Raw genomic sequence first — 19,648 nt, forward strand, 5'->3', positions numbered from 1 at the left:
ATATATGGCTAAGTTTAAAAATTAAGTTTTTCCAGTTCAGAATCAGACACCCATTCCCTCAGTTTTGCTAATGCATCATCAGCATAATTATCCAGGTTAATCCTTCTCGCAGCCTGTATTTTCCGGATCCATAATAAAGGATCATGATTAAACTGAGATATATCATTCAATAATTCATATTGAGTGAGTGGATCATTAATCCTTTCTGCAGCAGCTAATACCAAAGGAGTGAAATAAGGATTAGCCGTTAATTCCTCGCCAAGTCCCAGCCAATGAGTGAAAGATGTCAAGGTTTCCTCCTTTTGCCAGTTTGGATCGGCAAGGAATTTTGCTAATTCTTCCCTGTTTTCAATATGGCCTGCTAAATAGGTTCCAACTTCTTGGATTTGATTTACTTCCAAACCATGGGCCTTGTAACTAAGGAGTCTAACAGACAGATCTAATTTTAATTCAGAATCAGGGAATGATTTCCATTCAGAAAATAAGCGTTGAGGGAATGATTCATGAAGGTTTTTGATCAAGTCAAAATACTGTTTGCTGATCCCGGCTGATTCTGATAAAAATTCAGGCGAAATAACTTGATATTCAGTTTTGATTTCTTCGGCATTCCCATTGTATCCTGAGAGAAGCAAAATCGCGATATGGTGGGGTTGAAATGCCTTGAAGCCTTTTTCTTCAGCCACAATCAACTCTCTAGCTGCTTTTTTGAAATCAAGGTTTTGAGCTAATACCTGAGAAGAAAGATTTAAATAATAACCTGCAGAACCTGGGTTTCTAAACGCTAAGCCATTCAAATTTTTGACTGCTTCAGAGATTCTTCCTGCACCTAAACTTCTGATGACCGCTGTTTCCTGGATATCCATTAAATAATCTGCCATTTCTGGCTGCTTACTGAGGCTATCCAAAAAGGTCAGTTCCTGGCTAGGGTCGGATCGGTCTCTATCCGAAAGTAAATTTCTCCAGCCTGCATGGAGGAGCATGGGGCTTTGTTCTTTTTCTAAACCGGATTTGATGGCACTTTTTAACGCATTACTGGATAAATTGGCGGACGCATTGTTCAATGCCAACTGATTGATTTGTCCAATTAAGTCTGCTGGATTTTCATTCATTTCACCCTTGAAGCCCAATTTTGTCCGCAAAGCCGATAAATTAGATAGCAGGGTAGGATGGTTTTGAGCATGTTCCTCCAGTGTTTGCACGGCTTTTTCTTCCTGGTTTATCTTGACATAGAAAAGCGCGAGATTATTGGCTAAATAAGGATTGGAAGGAAACATATCCAGCCCTTTTTCCAAGTAAAAGATCGATTCAAACAGTTTGTCTTCCCGATGTAATCGATTACTTAAAAGGATGATATTATCTACTTGGGGATATTCTGCAAAACTCTCTTCCAAATGTTGCTTCGCCAAGGTAGGTTGGTTCAATTCAAACAGGAGCTGTGCAGTGAGGTGTTTTGCCTTGTTGTTTTTTCTGTATTTAGCCCAGGAGTTTTCATAGAGAATACTTGCTTCCAGCTGTTGACCTGATTGGTAATAATAATCTCCCATTATATTATTCGTCAGGGCATTCAGCTGAACCGAGATGATCCCTTCTGCATAGATGGTCAGCACCAAGATTGCCATTAAGCCCCCAATCCGAAGATGATAATAGGGGAGCGAATACGGTTTATAAAGAATTTCATCAATGGCCTTTCCAGAATCCATGATGGACAAAAAATTACTAAAAAGGTATACGATAAAGAAGAGTGTAAATCCTATCTGACTATAGAGAAATAGATGCTTTACCAGTTCTTCGCCCGGTTGATTTCCGCTTATAATAAGTTTCCAGCAAAGCCATAAGGTCAGTCCAAAACCTAAGAGATGGAGTATTTTTAGGGTTTTTCCATCTGCAGCCAACTTCGGTATTTGGTTGATTTTTGAATTGAAAGATACCCATCCCAATGCTCCAACCGGAATTAATAGATATAGGGGAGAAAATCCGAAAAATGGAGTGACTAAATCTCCTGTCATCTCCATAAACAATAGAAAAAGTGTGGCAAGATATCCTATAGAAATAATCCCCATTTGGTAGGAGATTTTCATGCCTAAGTCCTTATTCGTTCTTGCCAAAAGAATATAGATTCCTGAAACAAAACTATGTCCATTCCAAAATATCCAGGCAATACATAAACCCAAGGCCATAACTGTTGAATACTCTGAAATAAATAGGATTGGTTGGGTGATGGGACTAAGCTTAACCAAGATAAAAATGGCCAGCCCAAAGCTCATGGTAGTGATCAACCATTTAAGGATAAATGATAAATTCTGACCCCAGATATGAAGAAAAATAACAGGAACCAAAGAACCCACTAAAACAATGATCAAGGGTAAATTAGCACTAGCTCCCCCGATATTTAACCCATTGAAATTACAAAGTGTAACCAATACGATCCAACCGATCCCTCCAGCTACAATTGCCATTTTATTGAATCCCGAGAGCATGGTCAAAAAAGAGGAGGCTATTAGAAAGACCAATCCAAAAAAGAAATAGGACTCCATTGGATTAATTGCCATGGGTAAGGAATGAAATTCCTGAAAAATCAAAAAGTTGTCAATGTTGATAGGGTAGGCAAGCGGCCCTATTTGAACCCAATCAAATGGCACGGCAATCCTGTCCAAAAATGTTGCACTTTCTATCACCTCATAAGGCATGGGGTCCAATACCAAGTAATAAAGTGCAAAAAGCCCTCCAGCTATCAGAAGTAGGAGGGCAAGTAGACTGGAAATTTGATAGCCTTGATTTGAATTTTTTAGACTCATTATTCTAATACTTTCGGAACTCTAAAGTATTCTGCATCTCTTTTTGGAGCATTTTTTAAAGCAGCTTCATGATTTAAATGTGTGCCACTGACATCTTCTCTCATATCATTTACTTCTGAAGACATAGTGGTTAAAGGTTCTATATTGTCCGTGTTTATTTCATTCAACTGTTCTACCCAGTCCAAAATCTGACTCATGTCCCGAGACATTTTTTCAGCACTGTTTTCATCAAATTCCAATCTGGCTAAATGAGAGATTTTTTTGATGGTGGTTTTATCGATTCTCATAAGTTTTCGGCATCTAAATTCAATTGATTCTGAATGACATTAAAACATTTTTGTTTCAAGGTTTCCTCAGTGTCTTCCTCAGTAGGTAAGATCACTTCATGGATCACCATTTTTGCAGGCCTCCAATTTAGTAATAACTTACCGTCATCAGGCAAAATTATATGATTATAAGATAAAGTGACCGGGATAATGGGGATTTGTTTGGATATGGAAATTTTGAATGCTCCGATTTTAAAAGGAATCATCTGAGGAGGGTTTTTGGTGTAAATACCTCCTTCCGGGAAAATGATCAATCCACTTCCATGCTCAATGGCAGCAATAGATCTTCTCATAGTTTCCGCTCGGCTTTTAAGTCGCTCACGATCCACTGCGATATGTAACTGTTTGAAGTAATAACCAAATAATGGAGCTTTTCTGATAGAAGCTTTTCCCACAAACTGAACATCTCCGGGAATAAATCCCATCATGGGAATGTCTAAGTAGCTGAAGTGGTTTGCTACGAAAATATAAGGTTGCCCCTTTTTTGTTTTAGCTCTATTCTCGATTTTAACAGGCAGGAAAATCAAAGAGAAATATACTCTGGCCCAATATCGATTGATCTTTCTTCCAAATTTTTTGAAACCTGGAATCCATATGCAGATCAGTATAAAAGGGAAAATCAGAATAAAGCTTATGATAAAAAGAAGCCCTGCATATCCTGAATAAATTCTTCTCAAAATCTTATTCATGATTGATCATATGGTTGGCCACTTTGATAAAGTATCCCAGCATCAACTCTTTGACATTAGGATCTAGGTCCATTTGATCTATAGCAGTCATCATGGCATTGAGCCAGTGGTTTCTCATTTTGCTATCGATCTTCCAATTAAGATGCCTCATCCTCAATCTTGGGTGCCCTCTTTGTTCGGAGTAGGTCTGAGGTCCTCCGAAAACCTGAAGTAAAAATAAAAAAAGACGTTCTTCTGCAGGAGCCAGATCCTTTTCAGGGTACAGGCTTCTTAATGCTTCATTTTTTTTAACTTCTAAATAAAATAAGTGGGAGAGATGACGGATTTTTTCTTCTCCTATCTCTTCATAAACAGACTGAAATGGATTCATGCTGCAAACTTAAGGAATTCCAAAAAGTTTAAGCCTCTGATTTTTTGACTTTCAGAGAAGTTCCTTCCGTCGAAATGACAATGATGGGCTCTCCCTTGTCTATAAATTCTCCCCTGGAATAGGCATCATAAATTTCACCTTCAATTTCCACCCTTCCGCTAGGTCGCAGTCTGGAATGAACAATCCCTTTTTGTCCTTGTAAACTCTCTGAATAGAAACTGGAAGTATAACCATCTCGTTTTTGTTGGGTTCCAGCTAGGGAAATGGCACTGAATGCCTTCCATTCATTGACCTTTGGAGTGAGCCAAAAAACGATCCCCACAGATGCAATAGCCGCCAAGATCACCGTCAGTAAGGCGGTAAATAATTCAGAGGCTGGGACAAATTCAAAGTCAAAGTTTTCATTGGGGAGCATGCCCAATACCAATCCGGAAAGGATACAGGTGATCCCCAGAATTCCAAAAATCCCAAAACCGGGAATGACAAAAAGCTCTAGCGCCAAGAGAATAATTCCCGCAACAAAAACAATGATTTCCCAGTTGTCGGCTAAGCCATTTAAATAATAGGGAGTAAAATACAATACGACTGCAATCAAAGATGCTACTAAAGGAAAACCTACTCCAGGTGTTTGCAATTCAAAATAGATTCCACCTATGATGATGAGGATTAAAAAACCACTCACCGCTGGACTAAGAAAAAAAGCAATGATTTTTTCGGTAAAGTCGGTTTGATAGGAAATGAGGTTGGCATCTGAAAGATTTTGATCTTGAATAAGTTGATCCATTGAATTATACTCTCCATCACAAAATCCATATTTTTTTGCTTCCGAAACGGAAAATGTAATCACAGAACCAGCCTCACTTATCCCCTCGATTTCTATATTCTCATCTACCATGGCTTCCGCAATTTTTGGATCACGCCCTTTGGCTTCAGCCGTACTTCTCATCATGGACCGCATGTAGGATTGATATTTGTCCGGTGCAGCGGCTCCATCCATGCCATTTACCACGGTGGCTGCTCCAATACTTCCCCCAGGGGCCATAAATATTTTATCACTGGCAATGGAGATTAAAGCTCCAGCTGACGCAGCATCCTTATTGATAAAAACATAAACAGGAATGGAGGATTCCAAGATCATAGTTCTGATGTCATCGGCATCATTGACTGCCCCTCCATAGGTATCCATTTCAATGATGATAAGATCTGCAGACGCTTCTTTTGCCTGTTCTAGTGCCAACTTCACTTTTCGATTCATGGCAGGGTCAATGTCCTCATCGATTTTAAATGTAAATACGGTATTTACAGCTTGGTCTTGAGCTTTTAAGAGCAAAGGGAAAAAGACTAGTAAGGTAAAGAGATGTCTAATTAGGGTCTTCATATAGATTTGTACGCAATTGCAAGGAAAATATACGAAAAGGCAGCGGAAACTGCTGTTTTTACCAACTTTGGTTTAAAAAATCTCATCTTTGTATTCTCAAGATTAATCACAGGATTATTGTTTTCTAGCATAATTCTTGTTTCTACTGCAAATCGAAATTAATCTTGTATTTAGAATACATCAATTATTCAATCCCAACACGTATTATGATTTTCGGATCTAGATTCCATGTAGCCATATTCTCAGGTTTTCTAATGATTTCAAGTGCTTCCCTTGCTTCAGAAATGACAAGTATAGATTCAGTAGGAGTGGAGAGAGTTGGTGACAAGACTTATATCCTTCACGCTGTAGAGCCTAAAGAAACTCTTTTCGGAATTAGTAGACGTTATGCAGCTCCGGTAAGTGAAATTATTGAGTCAAATGCGGTTCTAAAGCAAGGACTGAAGATTGGTCAGACGATTCGGGTTCCATTTATTGCTAAATCCGAAATTCCTGATGGGGCAAGTCTTCATAAAGTAGTCCCTGGAGAGACCCTTTTCTCCATTTCAAAAAAATATGGAGTGACTGTGAGTGAGGTGATGCAATGGAATGAGTTGAAAGGAAATGACTTAAGCGTGGGGCAAGCGCTTATTATTAAAAAGCCAGTTGCGGCAGCTCAACCCAAAGTGGAACCAGTGGTTCAAGAAAGCCCAAAGACGGAAGTTGCAGTAGTCACTACCACCAACACTACTACTTCTGCTCCCGTGAAAAAAATGGAGTCTGAAAAGCCAAAAGTGGTTGAAAAGGAAGCTGAAAAGCCAGCTCCTGCACCTGAAAAAGTTGAATTGAAAGAAGTGGCAGAGAAAAAGGCTGCGGAAAATGCAGTGCCTATTGCACCTGGAGAATGGGTTTCCCATGAGGTGAAATCTGGTGAAACGTTATTTTCCATTGCCAATCAATACCAAGCAAGAGTGGAAGATTTGATTACCTGGAATGCTTTAACCTCCAATAATGTTCGAGTAGGACAAACCCTGAAAGTGGGTAGAGGAGAAGTAGGTCCTTCTACAGTGCCAATTGTTGGGACACCAAGAGTGGTTTCCGATGCAGATGAAATGAACATCCCCGCCAATCCAGATAATGCTTCCGGAGGTTTTAAAAACATTAAGGAAACTGGACAGGCTGAATTGATCGAAGGGACTGGAGGTCATAAAAAATATTTGGTACTTCATAGAACGGCTCCTGTTGGGACGATCATGAGAATTAAAAATGAAGAAAACGACGTAACTATTTTTGCCAGAGTGGTGGGAACACTTCCTGAGACGGGAGATAATAGCAAACTGGTAATCAAGTTATCTCAAGCGGCTTATGATCAACTGAAAGCCGTGAATCCAAGATTCCCTGTAGAAGTCATGTACTAAAAGGACTTTTTAGGAAAAGAATTTATCAATGAACCCCGGCCTTGTCGGGGTTTTTAATTTCCCTCATTTGGTCCATATTTTTTGATTATACTTTATAGAGGGCTAATTTTGTGGCTGATGAATAAGGCTCAACTCATTTTCCACCACATCTTTCGCTTTATCTGGAATGCCATTTTTGTCATTTCCTATCCGATCTTGGCAAGCTTTGGATTACTTTTTATTGGCCTAACGTATTTGTTTTCACTACTCTCCAGATTCCTTACACGATTGAAACCAGAAGGATCCAAAGTGGTATTGAAAGAGGAGGAATGGGAAACGCTTCCTTTTTCCAACGACTTATTGGAGGCTAAACTCTGCAAACAAATTATGTTCGGACCCTCTGGTTTCAAATTGAGGAGGAAAGATGGAGTGCCTACCGTCTTAAGTGATTATGTGTTTGGAAATAAAGTCAGGATTTTAGAAGAAGGTTTTCTTCTTGAAAAATGGAATAGTACGGAATCCAAAAACTTACCGGATTTTGATATTTGTCTTTATAATCCTGATGCAGATACCTTAAAGCCATTGACGAATATTAAATGTTTTGACTGGCATGTTTCCGAAAAGGTGGACAATGAACTTTCCTTCAAATGGTTTGACGGAACGCAAGGAGGAGAAGTGAAAGTTGCACTTTGATGCATCATCTGAAGGAATTCTTAGATGAAAAAGTAGTTCAATATAACCAGCCCGGTTTTATTGAAAATGATCCAGTGTCGATTCCCCATTACTATTCCAAAAAGGAGGATATTGAAATCACTGGTTTCTTCGCCGCTATTTTGGCTTGGGGCCAGCGAAAGACCATTATTAATAAGTGCAAGGAACTGTTTCAACTGATGGATCATGCTCCTCATGACTTTTTAATCCACCATCAGGAACAGGACTTGAAGCCGTTTTTAAACTTTAAACACCGTACCTTCAATGATATTGATACCCTGTATTTCATTCATTTTTTAAGTTGGTTTTATAAAAATCATCGCTCTCTCGAAGAAGCATTTTTGTTAGGATGGAAAGAAGGGGATGAGGCCATGGAGCCCATGTTGAAATCATTTCATGACTTTTTCTTCCATCTTCCAGAAGCCCCTCAAAGAACCAGAAAGCATATTGCCACCCCAGCTCGAAAAGCAGCATGTAAAAGGATCAATATGTATTTACGTTGGATGGTTCGTAAGGATGATTCGGGAGTAGATTTCGGGATTTGGAACCAGATTCAGCCTTCTCAACTCATATGTCCCTGTGATCTCCACGTAGATAGAGTGGGGCGGAAGTTAGGATTGATTACCAGAAAACAAACCGATTGGTTGACTGCCATAGAACTCACTGAAAGGCTGAGGGAATTTGATGCAAAGGATCCGGTGAAATATGATTTTGCACTTTTTGGCTTAGGAATAGAAGAGAAATTTTAAGGCGTTTTGAATTCCTTGATCTTTTTTTCCACAAAATCTAAAATTAATCCCATTCCGAATGCAGTGCCGGTTTTGGTTTTTGCAAATTCTGAATCTTTAAATGAAACCCCAGGGATATCGATATGGGCCCAGGAGGGATGCTTGTGAATGAAAGCTTCCAGAAATTTTGCTGCCGTAATAGCTCCTGCATAAGGTTTGCCATGGTAATTTTTAATATCTGCTATTTCGCTGTCCATTTCAGATCTGTAGGCATCCCAGATGGGAAGAGGCCAAACTTTTTCTCCGCTTCTCAATCCAGATTCTTGAAGGTGAGAAGAGAAACTTTCATTATTAGAAAAAAGTGCTCCGCACTCATATCCAAATGTTCCTAATGCACTTCCAGTTAAGGTTGCTAAATCCAATAGATGATCCGGTTGATAAGTTGAAACCATGTAGGATAGACCATCGGCTAGGATCAGCCTTCCTTCTGCATCTGTATCTATTACTTCTATGTTTAAACCCGAATGTGAGCCGATGATTTCACTTGGTAGATATGCTTCTTTATCAACTGCATTTTCCACAGATGGAACAATGGTGGTTAGGTTTATTTCAAGCTTTAAATCGGCAATCAGTTGAGAGGCAGCTAAAACTCCTGCAGCTCCTCCCATGTCGGATTTCATATCTACCATTCCAGAAGTTTTGATATTAAGCCCTCCGGTATCAAAGGTGACTCCTTTCCCTACTAGCCCTAAGTGGAATTTTGCATTGGGATGGCGATATTCCATGATGATGAATTTAGGTGGTTTAGCACTTCCTCTTCCCACTGCTAAAAATGCTTTCAGGCCTGTTTCTTCTGCTTTCTTTTGATCAAAAATGATTGTTTTCGAATTTGGTTTGTTAGCCCATTCCTTTGCCCAGTTTGCCAAGTATTCAGGAGTAAGAACATTAGGAGGCAAATCGACCAATTTAAATCCTTCCATTTTTGCCTTGGCAATTTTTCCTGCCCTGGATAAAATTCCTTCAATTTCAGGATGGTTGGTTCTTATTTCCACTTGTAGGCCTAGGTACTCCCTGGGTTTTTCTTTTTTATAAAATCCAATGGAATAAGATCCAAGTTGAAAGCCTATCAATGCACTTTCAATTAATTCCTTATTGCAAGAATCCGGAAATTCTAAAATGATTTGATCCTTCACCAAATCCTTGTTTTTTGCCAAAACTCTTCGAAAACAGGTTTCAACCTCATAAGATTCAAACTGCTTTCCTAATCCGATTAACAGGAGTATATCTTGCTTGGACTCGACTAAAAAAGTACTGTCTTTTTTGCCTGAAAATAAGGAAGGGTTGACCGGTATTCCCACATGTTCTTGAAGAGTTTGATTCAGTAAATCTTCTTGGACGGGGATAACTTTCAGACCTTGGCTTTTTGATGAGATGGGTTGGATATAAAAATTCATGGTTACTAGCGACTAGGAGGAGATAAATTATATGCTTTGTTCAGGTCTAAAACGGATTTCTTCCGGGTAAGGGAAGGCATGGATCAGTTCACCTTTTAGTATCCGTTTTTGGACCTCTTGCCAATATTCTGGCGAAAATAAGTCTTCATGGTAGGTTAAAAAATGTTCCTTTAAATCTTTTCTTCCAATCATCCATCTTTTAAAATCTTCAGGGAATACATCGTTTTTTGCGATAGAATACCAGGGTTCAGGAGCATAGATTTGTTCATAAGTTTCCGCTTTCGGCTTGACTCTGAAATTCATGTCCGTCAGAAACTCAATTTCATCGTAATCATAGAATATAACCCGTTTTTGCCTGGTCAAACCAAAGTTCTTGGTCATCATATCCCCAGGGAAAATATTGGCCTGAGCCAGTTGCAGAATTGCTCTTCCATAATCTTCGACCACTTTTTTACCTTCTTCCGTATCACAATGTTCCAGATATAGGTTTAAGGGTTCCATTTTTCGCTCCGTATAGAGATGTTTTAATATCAAATGGGTGTCCGTAAACTTCAATAAGGAGTTGGTTGTATTTCGAAGTTCAGTAAGCAATTCGGGGCTAATTCGATCTTTGGGTATTTTAAAATATTCAAATTCATGGGTGTCAGCCATTCTTCCGACCCTGTCATGAAGGGAAACAAGCTTGTACTTTTCCCTCACTTCTTGACGTGTCATATTTTTAGGAGGCTCAAAATGATCTTTGATCAATTTGAAAACAATGTTTAAGGATGGGAGGGTGAACACCGTCATAACCATGCCTTTGATTCCAGGGGCTATTACAAACTGATCCGTACGATGATCAAGGTGATGTAGAAAATCCCTATAAAAAAGGGTCTTTCCATGTTTGTTAAATCCGATGGCATTATACAATTCATGGATTTTTTTATGGGGAATTACTGAGCTTAGAAAGGCAACAATCTCAGAGGGAACTTCAGCTTCCACCATAAAATAGGACCTGGTGAAGCTAAAAATATGACTCATGAGGTTAGGGTCAAAAATCAGCGTATCTACAAACAACCCTTTTTTTCCATTGAGAACAGGAATAATAAAAGGCATCCATTTCTTTCCGACAAAGGTCCTTCCTATTAAATAAGCTGCTTTATTTCTATAGAAAACAGACTTCAAGATTTGGGTCCTAGTTTCGGGATCAATGTTGTAACGGGTAAGAATAACTTTTTGGACTCCTTCAATCAGGAATTGAATGTCCCTTTCCTTATCCATAAATGGAACGCCAAAGTCGAAGTCATCTAATATCTGCCGGATGATTTTATCCAGCCCTAACCCTTCAGGATAATCTCGGATCAAATCAGAGTTTTCTCTTATGCTACAAAAGTCATGGCCTTCCATCACAAACATGAGTTCCTCATCAATAGAAATATTTTCATAGGTTTTGCGAATCACCGAATTGAAAAAAGTTTCTGCGATTTCCAATTCAGGTTTATCAGCGATTAAGGTGGTGTAATGAGTTTTAATTGTTGCCCAGAGTACTCGGTCTGTACTTTTTTCTCCCATTAAGTCTTTACAGGTAGCCGCCAAAGGAAACAGTAAATCCTTATATAAACGAAGTCGCTGTTTATGATTGAGTTGGATTGCTTTCCAATTTCTTTCACTAAAATATTTTGGAGTTAACCTGGTATAAGTGTTGAAAGAGTGAATGTAAGTATTGAACCCATCTAAAATTTTATGTGCTACCTGTTTATCAAGGTTTTTTGTCATGCTTAAAGATTATTGCCGAAATAGATTTGAACAAGATACTAAGGATAAAAATATTTTAAATTTGAAATAGATTATTTGTCCTGATTTTTAGGCCTTTAACATAAAAAATAGGGGAGGAAATAAAATTTTGAAAATCTTTCGCAATCGATTGTTTGGAGGATATGAAAACATTTTCTACTTTTCGCAAGTATTCATGAATTGAATATCTACAATAGGTTTAATAGGTTTGAGAGCAGGAAAAGGCCAGGATTTTATCCAGGCCTTTTTTGTTTTTTACTAACTCTAGATTAGTTTCAACTTCTGCTACAAGATTTCTATGAAAGTATCTATTTCCTATACACTTCGAATCCTCGTATTAATGGCCTTAACAGGTTTTTTTTATTCCTGCGAAAGTTCTGATTCTGAATCTGAAGGGGCAATACCTGATAGGAATGTTGATGAGGAGGAATCAAGAAAGTTGAGAAGTTTCTTGGAATTTGGGCTTGGAGAAAAGTCCGACTGGAAATCTCATTGGATGGAGCAAATTGGAAATTTTGAGGGAATTGATTTTTCTTTAATTCAGACAGATTCTATTGATCCAATGGAAATGCCGGAGAAAAATCCAATTTTACCAGGAGACCCTCTTTTTCCTTACCAAATCCCACATCCAGAAGGGAATGGAACCATGGATATATATAGCTATAAAGTGGAAGCCCAAGAAGGATTGGACTCACCATTTTTAAACCCTGATTCCGAAGTAATTTGGTATCGGGAGGATGGGATGAAGGAACGTCTGTTATTTATGGGTCCATCTGGTATGTTTGAGGAAGGCTTGTGGTTAAATAACACCAATTTTGTCGTGTTTGGGTATTTTCAAGAAGAGGCTGGATTTAGGCCCATGGCTTGGATTATTGATTTAGATACTCACCAACTCCATCGGTATCAGTTGAACAAGGTGGCCTCAGAATATGCTCCTGAGTCCTATATAAATAACAAGATTAAGAAAGTTGACCTGAGTTGAAATGGAGTTTCTTGAAGTCATAGAAATTCTAAAATCTGGTTTAAAAAATCCACTTCCAGGAATAGATGCTCATATGGTCATGTCCCCAAGGCCTATCAATATGGCGCGGTTTAACCCAGAACGACCTAAAAATCACAGGAAGGGTGCAGTACTTCTTCTTTTTTATCCAGATCAAGGAGAAGCTTTTTTTCCATTGATCAAAAGGCCTGTATATGAGGGAGTGCACAGTGGACAAATTGCATTACCTGGAGGTAAAATGGAAGAGGAAGATCCTGATTTGATCCATACTGCTTTGAGGGAAGCATCTGAAGAGGTGGGAGTGAACCCTGATAAGGTGGAAGTAATTGGAACCATGACAGACCTTTACATAGCTCCCAGTAATTTTTTGGTTACCCCTGTTATTGGATTTTCTACCCTCAAGCCGAATTTTATACCCGAGGAAAAGGAAGTTGAAAGAATCATTCAAACAACGGTGAGGCATTTGACTAGCCCGGAGGTTAAAAAGCAGAAAACCCTTGAAATCAGTAAGTCATTTAGATTAGATACGCCCTATTTTGACATTGATCAAGAAGTGGTTTGGGGAGCTACAGCGATGATTTTAGGGGAATTGCTTCAAATTTTAGAGAAAGGAAAATAACCTGCCGGTGTTTTTCTCAAGTTTATTATAGGTATTATTGAAAATCACTCCGTATTTCGAAGCATGGAAGAACACAGCCCTTTATTTACAAATGACGCAGTAGTTTTTGGGATTTTGATGGCTATTTTGGCTATTGTATTTGCTACATCTGCTAGTGAGAATCGTTTTTTTAGAAAGTTTTATAAAGTAGTTCCTACAGTCTTGCTGTGTTACTTTATACCAGCCTTATTTAATTCATTTGGGTGGATCTCAGGGGAAAGTTCAGGAATTTATAGGGTAGCGAGTAGGTATTTATTACCTGCCTCATTGGTACTTTTTACCCTAAGCATTGATTTAAAAAGCATATTGAAGTTAGGGCCTAAGGCTTTGACTATGTTTTTGGCAGGTACATTTGGAATTATGATTGGAGGACCTCTAGCATTGGCTACAGTAGGTTTTATCCAACCAGAACTGTTGGGAGGGAGCGGGCCCGATGAGATTTGGAGGGGGTTAGCGACCATTGCTGGTTCCTGGATAGGAGGAGGAGCAAACCAGACCGCCATGCTGGAAGTTTTTGGAGCAAGCCCTTCTTTGTTTAGTCAGATGATTGCCGTGGATGTATTGGTTGCCAACCTATGGATGGCTGTTTTGTTGTATTGGGCTGCCAAACCAGAAGTATTCGACAAAAAGTTTAAAGCGGACAGTTCTGCGATCTATGAGCTTCGAGATAAAATTGCAGAGTTTAGGGCCGGGATCATGAAAATCCCCAATTTGGCTGATACCATGTTGATTCTTGGAGTTGGATTTGGGGTGACCGGATTCTCTCATTTGATAGCTGATGCCATTGCTCCATTTATCGGAGAAAATTATCCTCAATTAAGCCAATATTCATTGGATTCAGCCTTCTTTTGGATTGTGGTGATTGCCACTACAGTTGGCTTGCTCCTTTCTTTCACCAAAGCTAGAAATTTAGAAGGGGCAGGAGCCTCTAGGATGGGCAGTGTTTTATTATACATCTTGGTAGCATCGATTGGGATGCAAATGGATTTAGGAGCAGTATTGGATTCACCTATTCTTTTTTTAATAGGGATTTTATGGATGTTTTTTCATATCCTGATTATGCTGCTGGTCGCCTATTTTATCAAAGCCCCGTTTTTTTATGTGGCAGTTGGATCCCAGGCCAATGTGGGAGGAGCAGCTTCAGCTCCGATTGTAGCCTCAGCTTTCGATTCTTCGTTAGCACCAGTAGGAGTACTGCTGGCAGTATTAGGATATGCTGCGGGTACTTACGGCGCTTATTTATGTGGTTTAATGATGCAGGCTGTATCAGGAGGTTAAATGGAATCCAAAAGAAAACTTGTTTTTGTGTGCGGGGGATCTGATTGTAAAAAAGCAGGTTCGAAAATTCTGAATAAGGAAATAGCCAAAGAGCTTAAGTCTTCAGAATTAAAAGGTCAATGCAAGTTGATCAAAACCAAATGCATGGATTTTTGTAAATCAGCACCAGTGGTTATTGTTGGTGAATTTGTTTGCAAAAAAGCGGATCTCGAGAAAGTTACCCAGCAAATAAAAAAGTCCTGAAATCTCAGGACCTGATGTTACAATTTTGTGGTTTTTACTGCTGTACCACTGACAGTGACCATGAGCATCCCATCCCTGATGGTTTCATAATCCAAGTCGATTCCTACTACTGCATTTGCCCCAAAAGCACGAGCTTGCATTTCCATTTCTGAAGTTGCTGTAGCTTTTGCTTCACGTAAAACTTGCTCGTAGGAAGATGCTCTTCCTCCAACGATGTCAGTGATGCTTGCGAAAAAATCTTTAAAAACATTGGCGCCAATGATTGTTTCCCCAGAAACAATTCCTAAGTATTCCGTGATTTGATAGCCTTCAAGATTTGGGGTGGTTGAAATGATCATAGATTGAATTTTGATTTATAAACTTATTAATTGTCATTTTATCACGAATTAAATCTGATCGAGGTTTTTCTTTTTTGACTTTTTGTTGGAAAAGACTAATTAGTAATAGCCAAGAATTTATAGTTAAATTGAAAGTAAGTCTTTAGGAGGTTGGTTTGTAAGCCTTCTTTTAGCCATATTAGCTAACATTTTTTGAATTAAGGGAAGCTCTTAATGATAAGATGAGTAGAAGAAAAGTATGACAAAGTTCCAACAATTTGATATTTCCCATTTTTTTGATCAACTAAGAGAGCCACTTTTTTTGATCGATTCAGAGGAAATTATTTTTTTCAACGAGTTCTTTAAATCAAATTTTAATTCGTTGAATGAAGATTGGAAGGAATTCGTTCAAGACCCTGAAGTCATAGAGCTATTAAAAAGCTATTTCGATGGGAATGAATTAAAACCTATTACATTTTTAAAGTCTCTTCAATCAAAAAACGTTGAAGATCTTCTATTTGAATGGAGTTTTACTCCGCTTCCATCCAGCTATCAAGATCGTTTTATAATTGTTAAAGGAGTACGATCCACTTTTGCCCATGAAACCCAATCTGATTTCAGTTTAAAATACCTGGAGAGCATTCTGACAAATACGCATGATTTAATCACTGTTTTAGACCAGGAGGGGCGATATAAGTTTGTTGGGCCCACGGTCGGTCAAAAACTTGGATTTAATGCAAATGATCTCCTTGGGAAAAATTTTAGGGAACTGATTGATGCAGGGATTATAGAAATAATAAAGGGGAGTTTTGAGGAGGCATTGGAATCAGATCAAGAGGTCAATATTGATTTTTGGGTTCATCAAGGGAATGGTAAAAAAGTCTACATAGAAAGTTTTGCCAAAAACCTTCAGCATCATCCTCAGATCAAAGGAGTGCTTTTTAGTGCTAGAGATATTACGGAATATATTCAAACCGACCTTTCCCTTCAGAGACGTTTCGAACTAGAAAATATCATCAATAAAATTTCTTCTCGTCTTTTGAATGGAAACCCAAAAGATCTCAGTAAGAACTTTCAAGAGTCCTTGGAGATTTTAAGTCCATTTTTGAACGCTCGATATTCTACTGTCCTATTTTTAAATTCAGAGGATGGGGGATTCGAAATATTAAGTAAATGGGAAAAGGAAGGTGAATACTCCATTCCAGATGCTCAATTAGTCTCAATAGTTGACTTGGTGAAAGAATCAACAAAATCCGAGGATTTTGGAAAAGTGAAACTCATTCGATCCACGGAGGAATCTTTTTTCATTTTAGTTCCAATAATTTCCTCTCATAAACTAAAAGGGGTGTTAGTTCTTGAGATTGATAATTTGACCAGTTATTTAGAAGAAAACGAACTTCAAATTTTGAGGCAATTGGGGGATATTCTATCCGGAGCTTATCAAGGAGGCCAATTACTTCGAAAAATAGAAAGAAATGAAACCTTACTTGCTACCACCGAGCTTCTGGCCAAGTCAGGATCCTGGAGGTACATCCCTGCTAGAAAGAGTTTTCATTTCTCAGGAGGTTTAGCCCATATGTTTGGTATGGGGGAAAGCCCAACCTATGCAAAATTTTCCAAGTTGATCTACAGCATGGAAAAAGAGTACCGACAGGGATTTATCCATAATCTGAAAGAAACAGTTGCCACCCATAAATCTACTTCGGGGGAATTTGTAATGCTCTCACCTGAAAAGAAGAAGGTGGTGATCCAATACGAAATAGATGCGAGGAAGCACTTTTTCAATCAACGTGTGGAAGTGGTAGGTTTTTGTACAGATATTACCCATAAAAGGGCCTCTGAGGAAAATTTACTGCTTCAATCTCAAATTTTAGCGCAGGTAAGCGACCCCATTGTGGTGACCGATCCAGACCTTAATTTCATTTATTTAAATGAAGCTGCTAGAGGGTTGTTGGGACAGAGTGGGAAACAAACTATATCAGGAAGCATCAAAGAGTATTTCAAATTTGAGGACAAGGATGCGAGTTTGAATGAATTTTTAATAAAAAAGGGGGAATCTTCCTTATGGAAGAATGAAGTGTTCATTAAAATTCTTGACCGTCCATTAGAACCATTTGATATTTCTATCCAGACTATTTTTTCAGAAACAAATGAAAAAATTGGGTTTTCATTTGTCTTAAGAAATCTAACTGAAAAATATGAAACCGAAAAGTTGGCTCGAAGGGCTCAAATGATTGTTGAAAATAGTCCAACCATTCTTTTTAGGACCGACCCCAACAATGATTTTGAATTGGTTTATATCTCAGAAAACATCAGTCGCTTTGGCTATGATTCCAAGACCCTTTTAAAAGAAAAAAAGTCTATACTGGATTTATTGTACCCTGAGGATGCACGTCAATTCAGAGAGAAAGCAAAATCGATTAAAACTGAGAAAGGAATACAATCATTTTCAGGAGCTTATCGGTTTAGAAATGCCAATGGGAAATATACTTGGGTAGAAGACCAGACTCAAGATGTACTCAATGATGCAGGAGAGATTATTCTGCATGAGGGAATTTTTCAAGATATCAATGATCGAAAAAATCTTGAGGAAATCAATGAAGAGCGAGATAGGCAATACCGAATCTTGGCTTCCAACATACCTGGTACCAATATCTTCTTGCTGGATAAAGAGAGGAAATACATAGTGGCAGAAGGAACCAATTTTGAGAATTGGGGAATGTCAAGTGAAGATTTTGAAGGGAAGTTTTTATGGGATGTCCAGCTGACCTCTTATGAGGAAGTGAATGAATTGTTGGACAAGGTTTATTATGAAAGGGAGATCATAGAATCTAAACTTCAAATAAACGGCCGGTATTATTCCAGAATTTTTAGACCTATCATTATCCGGGATGAGGTGGAATTTGTCTTGAGTATTATTCGGGACATTACGGAGGAACACCAGGCTAAAATTGACCTCCTACAATCGGAAGAGAAGTACAGAACCTTGGTAGAAGAATCTACAGAAATCATTTTCTCTTTGACCGAGTCATTTGATCTGAAATACGTTTCCCCGAATGTGCAGCAGTTTTTAGGTTACCAGGCAGAGGAGGTAATTGGAAGGTCGATTTTTGAGTTTCTGAACCCAGATGACATGGGTAAGTTTCAAGAAATGCTCGAAACCACTGAGGATTTTCTTTCTGTCAATCAATACTTGGAATTTCGTTTGAAGCATAAGAATGGTGAATTCAAAGTTTTCAATTCCAATGGAAAGATGGTTAAAACCAAAGATGGAAAGGAGAATTATTATACGGGGATTGCAAGAGATATTTCCAAGCTAAAAGAGGCTCAAAAAGAATTGTTGAAAGCCAAGGAAAATGCTGAGCAGGCTTCACAGATTAAGTCTCAATTCTTATCCGTGATGAGCCATGAAATCCGTACCCCAATGAATGCGGTGATCGGACTTTCACACTTGTTAGTGGAAGGGAACCCACGTCCTGATCAATTGGAGAATCTTAAAACCTTGCAATTTTCAGCAGAGAACTTAATGGCTCTGATTAATGATATTTTAGATTACAATAAAATTGATTCCGGTAAAGTGGAGTTGGAGTCAGTTCCTTTTGATCTTCAAAATGTTGTTTCTCGAATTGTCCATTCTCATAGTTTTCAAGCCCATGAAAAGTCAGTTTCAGTAGATTGTGAATTTGATCCAAACCTTCCAAATCAAGTGGTCAGTGACCCGATCAGGCTAGGTCAAATTATCAACAACCTCTTATCCAATGCCATTAAATTTACCGAACATGGGTTTGTAAAAATAGTCCTTGAAGAAATTCATAGAGACCATGAATTTACGGAGATAGAATTTAGGTTTGAGGATAGTGGGATTGGTATACCTGAAGATAAACGAGAAAGTATTTTTGAGGCTTTCACACAAGCTTCTTCTTCCACCACTAGAAAATACGGTGGTACCGGTCTGGGATTAGCAATTGTTAAAAGGTTGGTAGAATTATTTGGGGGTGAAATTTCAGTGAGCGCAAGAGAAGGGGGAGGAAGTGTTTTTAGGTTTACTTCTAAACTTCAAATAGGAAAACTACATCGGGTAGTAAATAAAGATGGGGTAGGTGATTTGGGAAAGGCTCTCCAAGAGGCATCCATCTTAGTAGCAGAGGACAACTATGTCAATCAAATTCTTATTCAAAAATTTCTAAAGAAATGGGAAGTTGGAAGATTAGTCATCGTTTCAAATGGGAAAGAAGCTCTTGAAAAATTTAAAGATGAGGATTTTAATTTGGTCTTATTGGATCTTCAAATGCCGGTGTTGGATGGCTTTGAAGTAGCCCGATCTATTCGTTCCTATCAGCAAGAAATGAAACGAAAAACCCCGATTTTAGCTTTGACAGCGACTTCACTTCAAGAGGTGAAAGATCAGTTAATAGAGATAGGATTTAATGATTTTATTCCAAAGCCATTTGTCCCAGAGATACTCTACGAAAAATTAATTTTTCATCTAAGCGGTAAAGATCACTCTGAAATGTCGGTTTAGCATTACTTTTGCCTTGTAAGGTTTCGGACC

At 38.5% G+C, this 19,648-nt stretch carries 16 protein-coding genes; 8 read left to right on the forward strand and 8 right to left on the reverse strand.

All coding sequences use genetic code 11. The features are described from left to right. Window positions 1-14: 14 nt before the first annotated feature. The 5 genes from BUR11_RS04930 to BUR11_RS04950 are packed head-to-tail and all read right to left on the reverse strand — an operon-like array spanning window position 15 to window position 5,558. Window positions 15-2,795 (reverse strand): tetratricopeptide repeat protein, encoded by a 2,781-nt coding sequence (locus BUR11_RS04930; RefSeq protein ID WP_074223689.1) that lies wholly within the window; start codon window positions 2,793-2,795, stop codon window positions 15-17. Then, window positions 2,795-3,082 (reverse strand): Asp-tRNA(Asn)/Glu-tRNA(Gln) amidotransferase subunit GatC, encoded by a 288-nt coding sequence (gene gatC / locus BUR11_RS04935; protein ID WP_074223690.1) that lies wholly within the window; start codon window positions 3,080-3,082, stop codon window positions 2,795-2,797. The genes BUR11_RS04930 and gatC overlap by 1 nt, the downstream gene beginning before the upstream one ends. Next, window positions 3,079-3,810, reverse strand: coding sequence for a lysophospholipid acyltransferase family protein (locus BUR11_RS04940; protein ID WP_074223691.1), 732 nt, complete (start codon window positions 3,808-3,810; stop codon window positions 3,079-3,081). The genes gatC and BUR11_RS04940 overlap by 4 nt, the downstream gene beginning before the upstream one ends. Continuing rightward, on the reverse strand, window positions 3,803-4,180 hold the full coding sequence (locus tag BUR11_RS04945) for a globin domain-containing protein (RefSeq protein WP_074223692.1): 378 nt from the start codon (window positions 4,178-4,180) through the stop codon (window positions 3,803-3,805). Before BUR11_RS04945 ends, BUR11_RS04940 begins: the two co-directional genes overlap by 8 nt. 28 nt (window positions 4,181-4,208) lie before the next feature. Then, a complete protein-coding gene (locus tag BUR11_RS04950; RefSeq protein ID WP_200800382.1) occupies window positions 4,209-5,558 on the reverse strand; it encodes an NfeD family protein in 1,350 nt (449 codons plus the stop codon). 206 nt (window positions 5,559-5,764) lie between these two features. Between BUR11_RS04950 and BUR11_RS04955 the strand changes: the two genes are divergently transcribed. The 3 genes from BUR11_RS04955 to BUR11_RS04965 all read left to right on the forward strand — a co-directional run bounded on the left by BUR11_RS04955 (window position 5,765) and on the right by BUR11_RS04965 (window position 8,394). Continuing rightward, window positions 5,765-6,955, forward strand: coding sequence for a DPBB and LysM peptidoglycan-binding domain-containing protein (locus BUR11_RS04955; protein ID WP_074223693.1), 1,191 nt, complete (start codon window positions 5,765-5,767; stop codon window positions 6,953-6,955). Window positions 6,956-7,072: 117 nt separating this feature from the next. Beyond that, window positions 7,073-7,627 (forward strand): hypothetical protein, encoded by a 555-nt coding sequence (locus tag BUR11_RS04960; RefSeq protein WP_074223694.1) that lies wholly within the window; start codon window positions 7,073-7,075, stop codon window positions 7,625-7,627. After that, window positions 7,627-8,394, forward strand: coding sequence for a TIGR02757 family protein (locus tag BUR11_RS04965; protein ID WP_074225119.1), 768 nt, complete (start codon window positions 7,627-7,629; stop codon window positions 8,392-8,394). The genes BUR11_RS04960 and BUR11_RS04965 overlap by 1 nt, the downstream gene beginning before the upstream one ends. On the opposite strand, the gene BUR11_RS04970 is transcribed toward BUR11_RS04965, so the two are convergent. After that, window positions 8,391-9,827: a leucyl aminopeptidase family protein gene (locus tag BUR11_RS04970; RefSeq protein WP_074223695.1), complete on the reverse strand. Its 1,437-nt coding sequence runs from the start codon at window positions 9,825-9,827 to the stop codon at window positions 8,391-8,393. The two genes, BUR11_RS04965 and BUR11_RS04970, sit on opposite strands and share 4 nt — an antisense overlap. Window positions 9,828-9,854: 27 nt before the next feature. Beyond that, a complete protein-coding gene (gene aceK, locus BUR11_RS04975) occupies window positions 9,855-11,582 on the reverse strand; it encodes a bifunctional isocitrate dehydrogenase kinase/phosphatase (protein ID WP_074223696.1) in 1,728 nt (575 codons plus the stop codon). 316 nt (window positions 11,583-11,898) lie between these two features. Between aceK and BUR11_RS04980 the strand changes: the two genes are divergently transcribed. The 4 genes from BUR11_RS04980 (at window position 11,899) to BUR11_RS04995 (ending at window position 14,779) form a co-directional block, all read left to right on the forward strand. Further along, window positions 11,899-12,582 carry a bifunctional isocitrate dehydrogenase kinase/phosphatase gene (locus tag BUR11_RS04980; RefSeq protein ID WP_143185843.1) on the forward strand — a complete coding sequence of 228 codons (684 nt, stop codon included), beginning with the start codon at window positions 11,899-11,901 and terminating at the stop codon, window positions 12,580-12,582. A gap of 1 nt (window position 12,583) precedes the next feature. Then, window positions 12,584-13,219: an NUDIX hydrolase gene (locus BUR11_RS04985; RefSeq protein ID WP_074223698.1), complete on the forward strand. Its 636-nt coding sequence runs from the start codon at window positions 12,584-12,586 to the stop codon at window positions 13,217-13,219. Between the two features lie 63 nt (window positions 13,220-13,282). After that, window positions 13,283-14,536 carry a DUF819 family protein gene (locus BUR11_RS04990; RefSeq protein WP_074223699.1) on the forward strand — a complete coding sequence of 418 codons (1,254 nt, stop codon included), beginning with the start codon at window positions 13,283-13,285 and terminating at the stop codon, window positions 14,534-14,536. Beyond that, window positions 14,537-14,779, forward strand: coding sequence for a (2Fe-2S) ferredoxin domain-containing protein (locus BUR11_RS04995; RefSeq protein ID WP_074223700.1), 243 nt, complete (start codon window positions 14,537-14,539; stop codon window positions 14,777-14,779). A 17-nt stretch (window positions 14,780-14,796) separates the two neighbouring features. On the opposite strand, the gene BUR11_RS05000 is transcribed toward BUR11_RS04995, so the two are convergent. Then, on the reverse strand, window positions 14,797-15,117 hold the full coding sequence (locus BUR11_RS05000; protein WP_074223701.1) for a YbjQ family protein: 321 nt from the start codon (window positions 15,115-15,117) through the stop codon (window positions 14,797-14,799). 238 nt (window positions 15,118-15,355) lie between these two features. Here BUR11_RS05000 and BUR11_RS05005 point away from each other — a divergent pair, with 238 nt between their 5' ends. Beyond that, window positions 15,356-19,618, forward strand: coding sequence for a PAS domain S-box protein (locus tag BUR11_RS05005; protein ID WP_074223702.1), 4,263 nt, complete (start codon window positions 15,356-15,358; stop codon window positions 19,616-19,618). Window positions 19,619-19,648: the final 30 nt, after the last annotated feature.

This window comes from Algoriphagus halophilus, assembly GCF_900129785.1.
GTDB classification, from domain to species: Bacteria; Bacteroidota; Bacteroidia; order Cytophagales; family Cyclobacteriaceae; genus Algoriphagus; species Algoriphagus halophilus.

Bases quoted from the DNA above. Each gene is read 5' to 3' on its own strand.
- BUR11_RS04930 (WP_074223689.1), bottom strand. From the start codon at position 2,795: ATGAGTCTAAAAAATTCAAATCAAGGCTATCAAATTTCCAGTCTACTT.
- gatC (WP_074223690.1), bottom strand. From the start codon at position 3,082: ATGAGAATCGATAAAACCACCATCAAAAAAATCTCTCATTTAGCCAGA.
- BUR11_RS04940 (WP_074223691.1), bottom strand. From the start codon at position 3,810: ATGAATAAGATTTTGAGAAGAATTTATTCAGGATATGCAGGGCTTCTT.
- BUR11_RS04945 (WP_074223692.1), bottom strand. From the start codon at position 4,180: ATGAATCCATTTCAGTCTGTTTATGAAGAGATAGGAGAAGAAAAAATC.
- BUR11_RS04950 (WP_200800382.1), bottom strand. From the start codon at position 5,558: ATGAAGACCCTAATTAGACATCTCTTTACCTTACTAGTCTTTTTCCCT.
- BUR11_RS04955 (WP_074223693.1), top strand. From the start codon at position 5,765: ATGATTTTCGGATCTAGATTCCATGTAGCCATATTCTCAGGTTTTCTA.
- BUR11_RS04960 (WP_074223694.1), top strand. From the start codon at position 7,073: ATGAATAAGGCTCAACTCATTTTCCACCACATCTTTCGCTTTATCTGG.
- BUR11_RS04965 (WP_074225119.1), top strand. From the start codon at position 7,627: ATGCATCATCTGAAGGAATTCTTAGATGAAAAAGTAGTTCAATATAAC.
- BUR11_RS04970 (WP_074223695.1), bottom strand. From the start codon at position 9,827: ATGAATTTTTATATCCAACCCATCTCATCAAAAAGCCAAGGTCTGAAA.
- aceK (WP_074223696.1), bottom strand. From the start codon at position 11,582: ATGACAAAAAACCTTGATAAACAGGTAGCACATAAAATTTTAGATGGG.
- BUR11_RS04980 (WP_143185843.1), top strand. From the start codon at position 11,899: ATGAAAGTATCTATTTCCTATACACTTCGAATCCTCGTATTAATGGCC.
- BUR11_RS04985 (WP_074223698.1), top strand. From the start codon at position 12,584: ATGGAGTTTCTTGAAGTCATAGAAATTCTAAAATCTGGTTTAAAAAAT.
- BUR11_RS04990 (WP_074223699.1), top strand. From the start codon at position 13,283: ATGGAAGAACACAGCCCTTTATTTACAAATGACGCAGTAGTTTTTGGG.
- BUR11_RS04995 (WP_074223700.1), top strand. From the start codon at position 14,537: ATGGAATCCAAAAGAAAACTTGTTTTTGTGTGCGGGGGATCTGATTGT.
- BUR11_RS05000 (WP_074223701.1), bottom strand. From the start codon at position 15,117: ATGATCATTTCAACCACCCCAAATCTTGAAGGCTATCAAATCACGGAA.
- BUR11_RS05005 (WP_074223702.1), top strand. From the start codon at position 15,356: ATGACAAAGTTCCAACAATTTGATATTTCCCATTTTTTTGATCAACTA.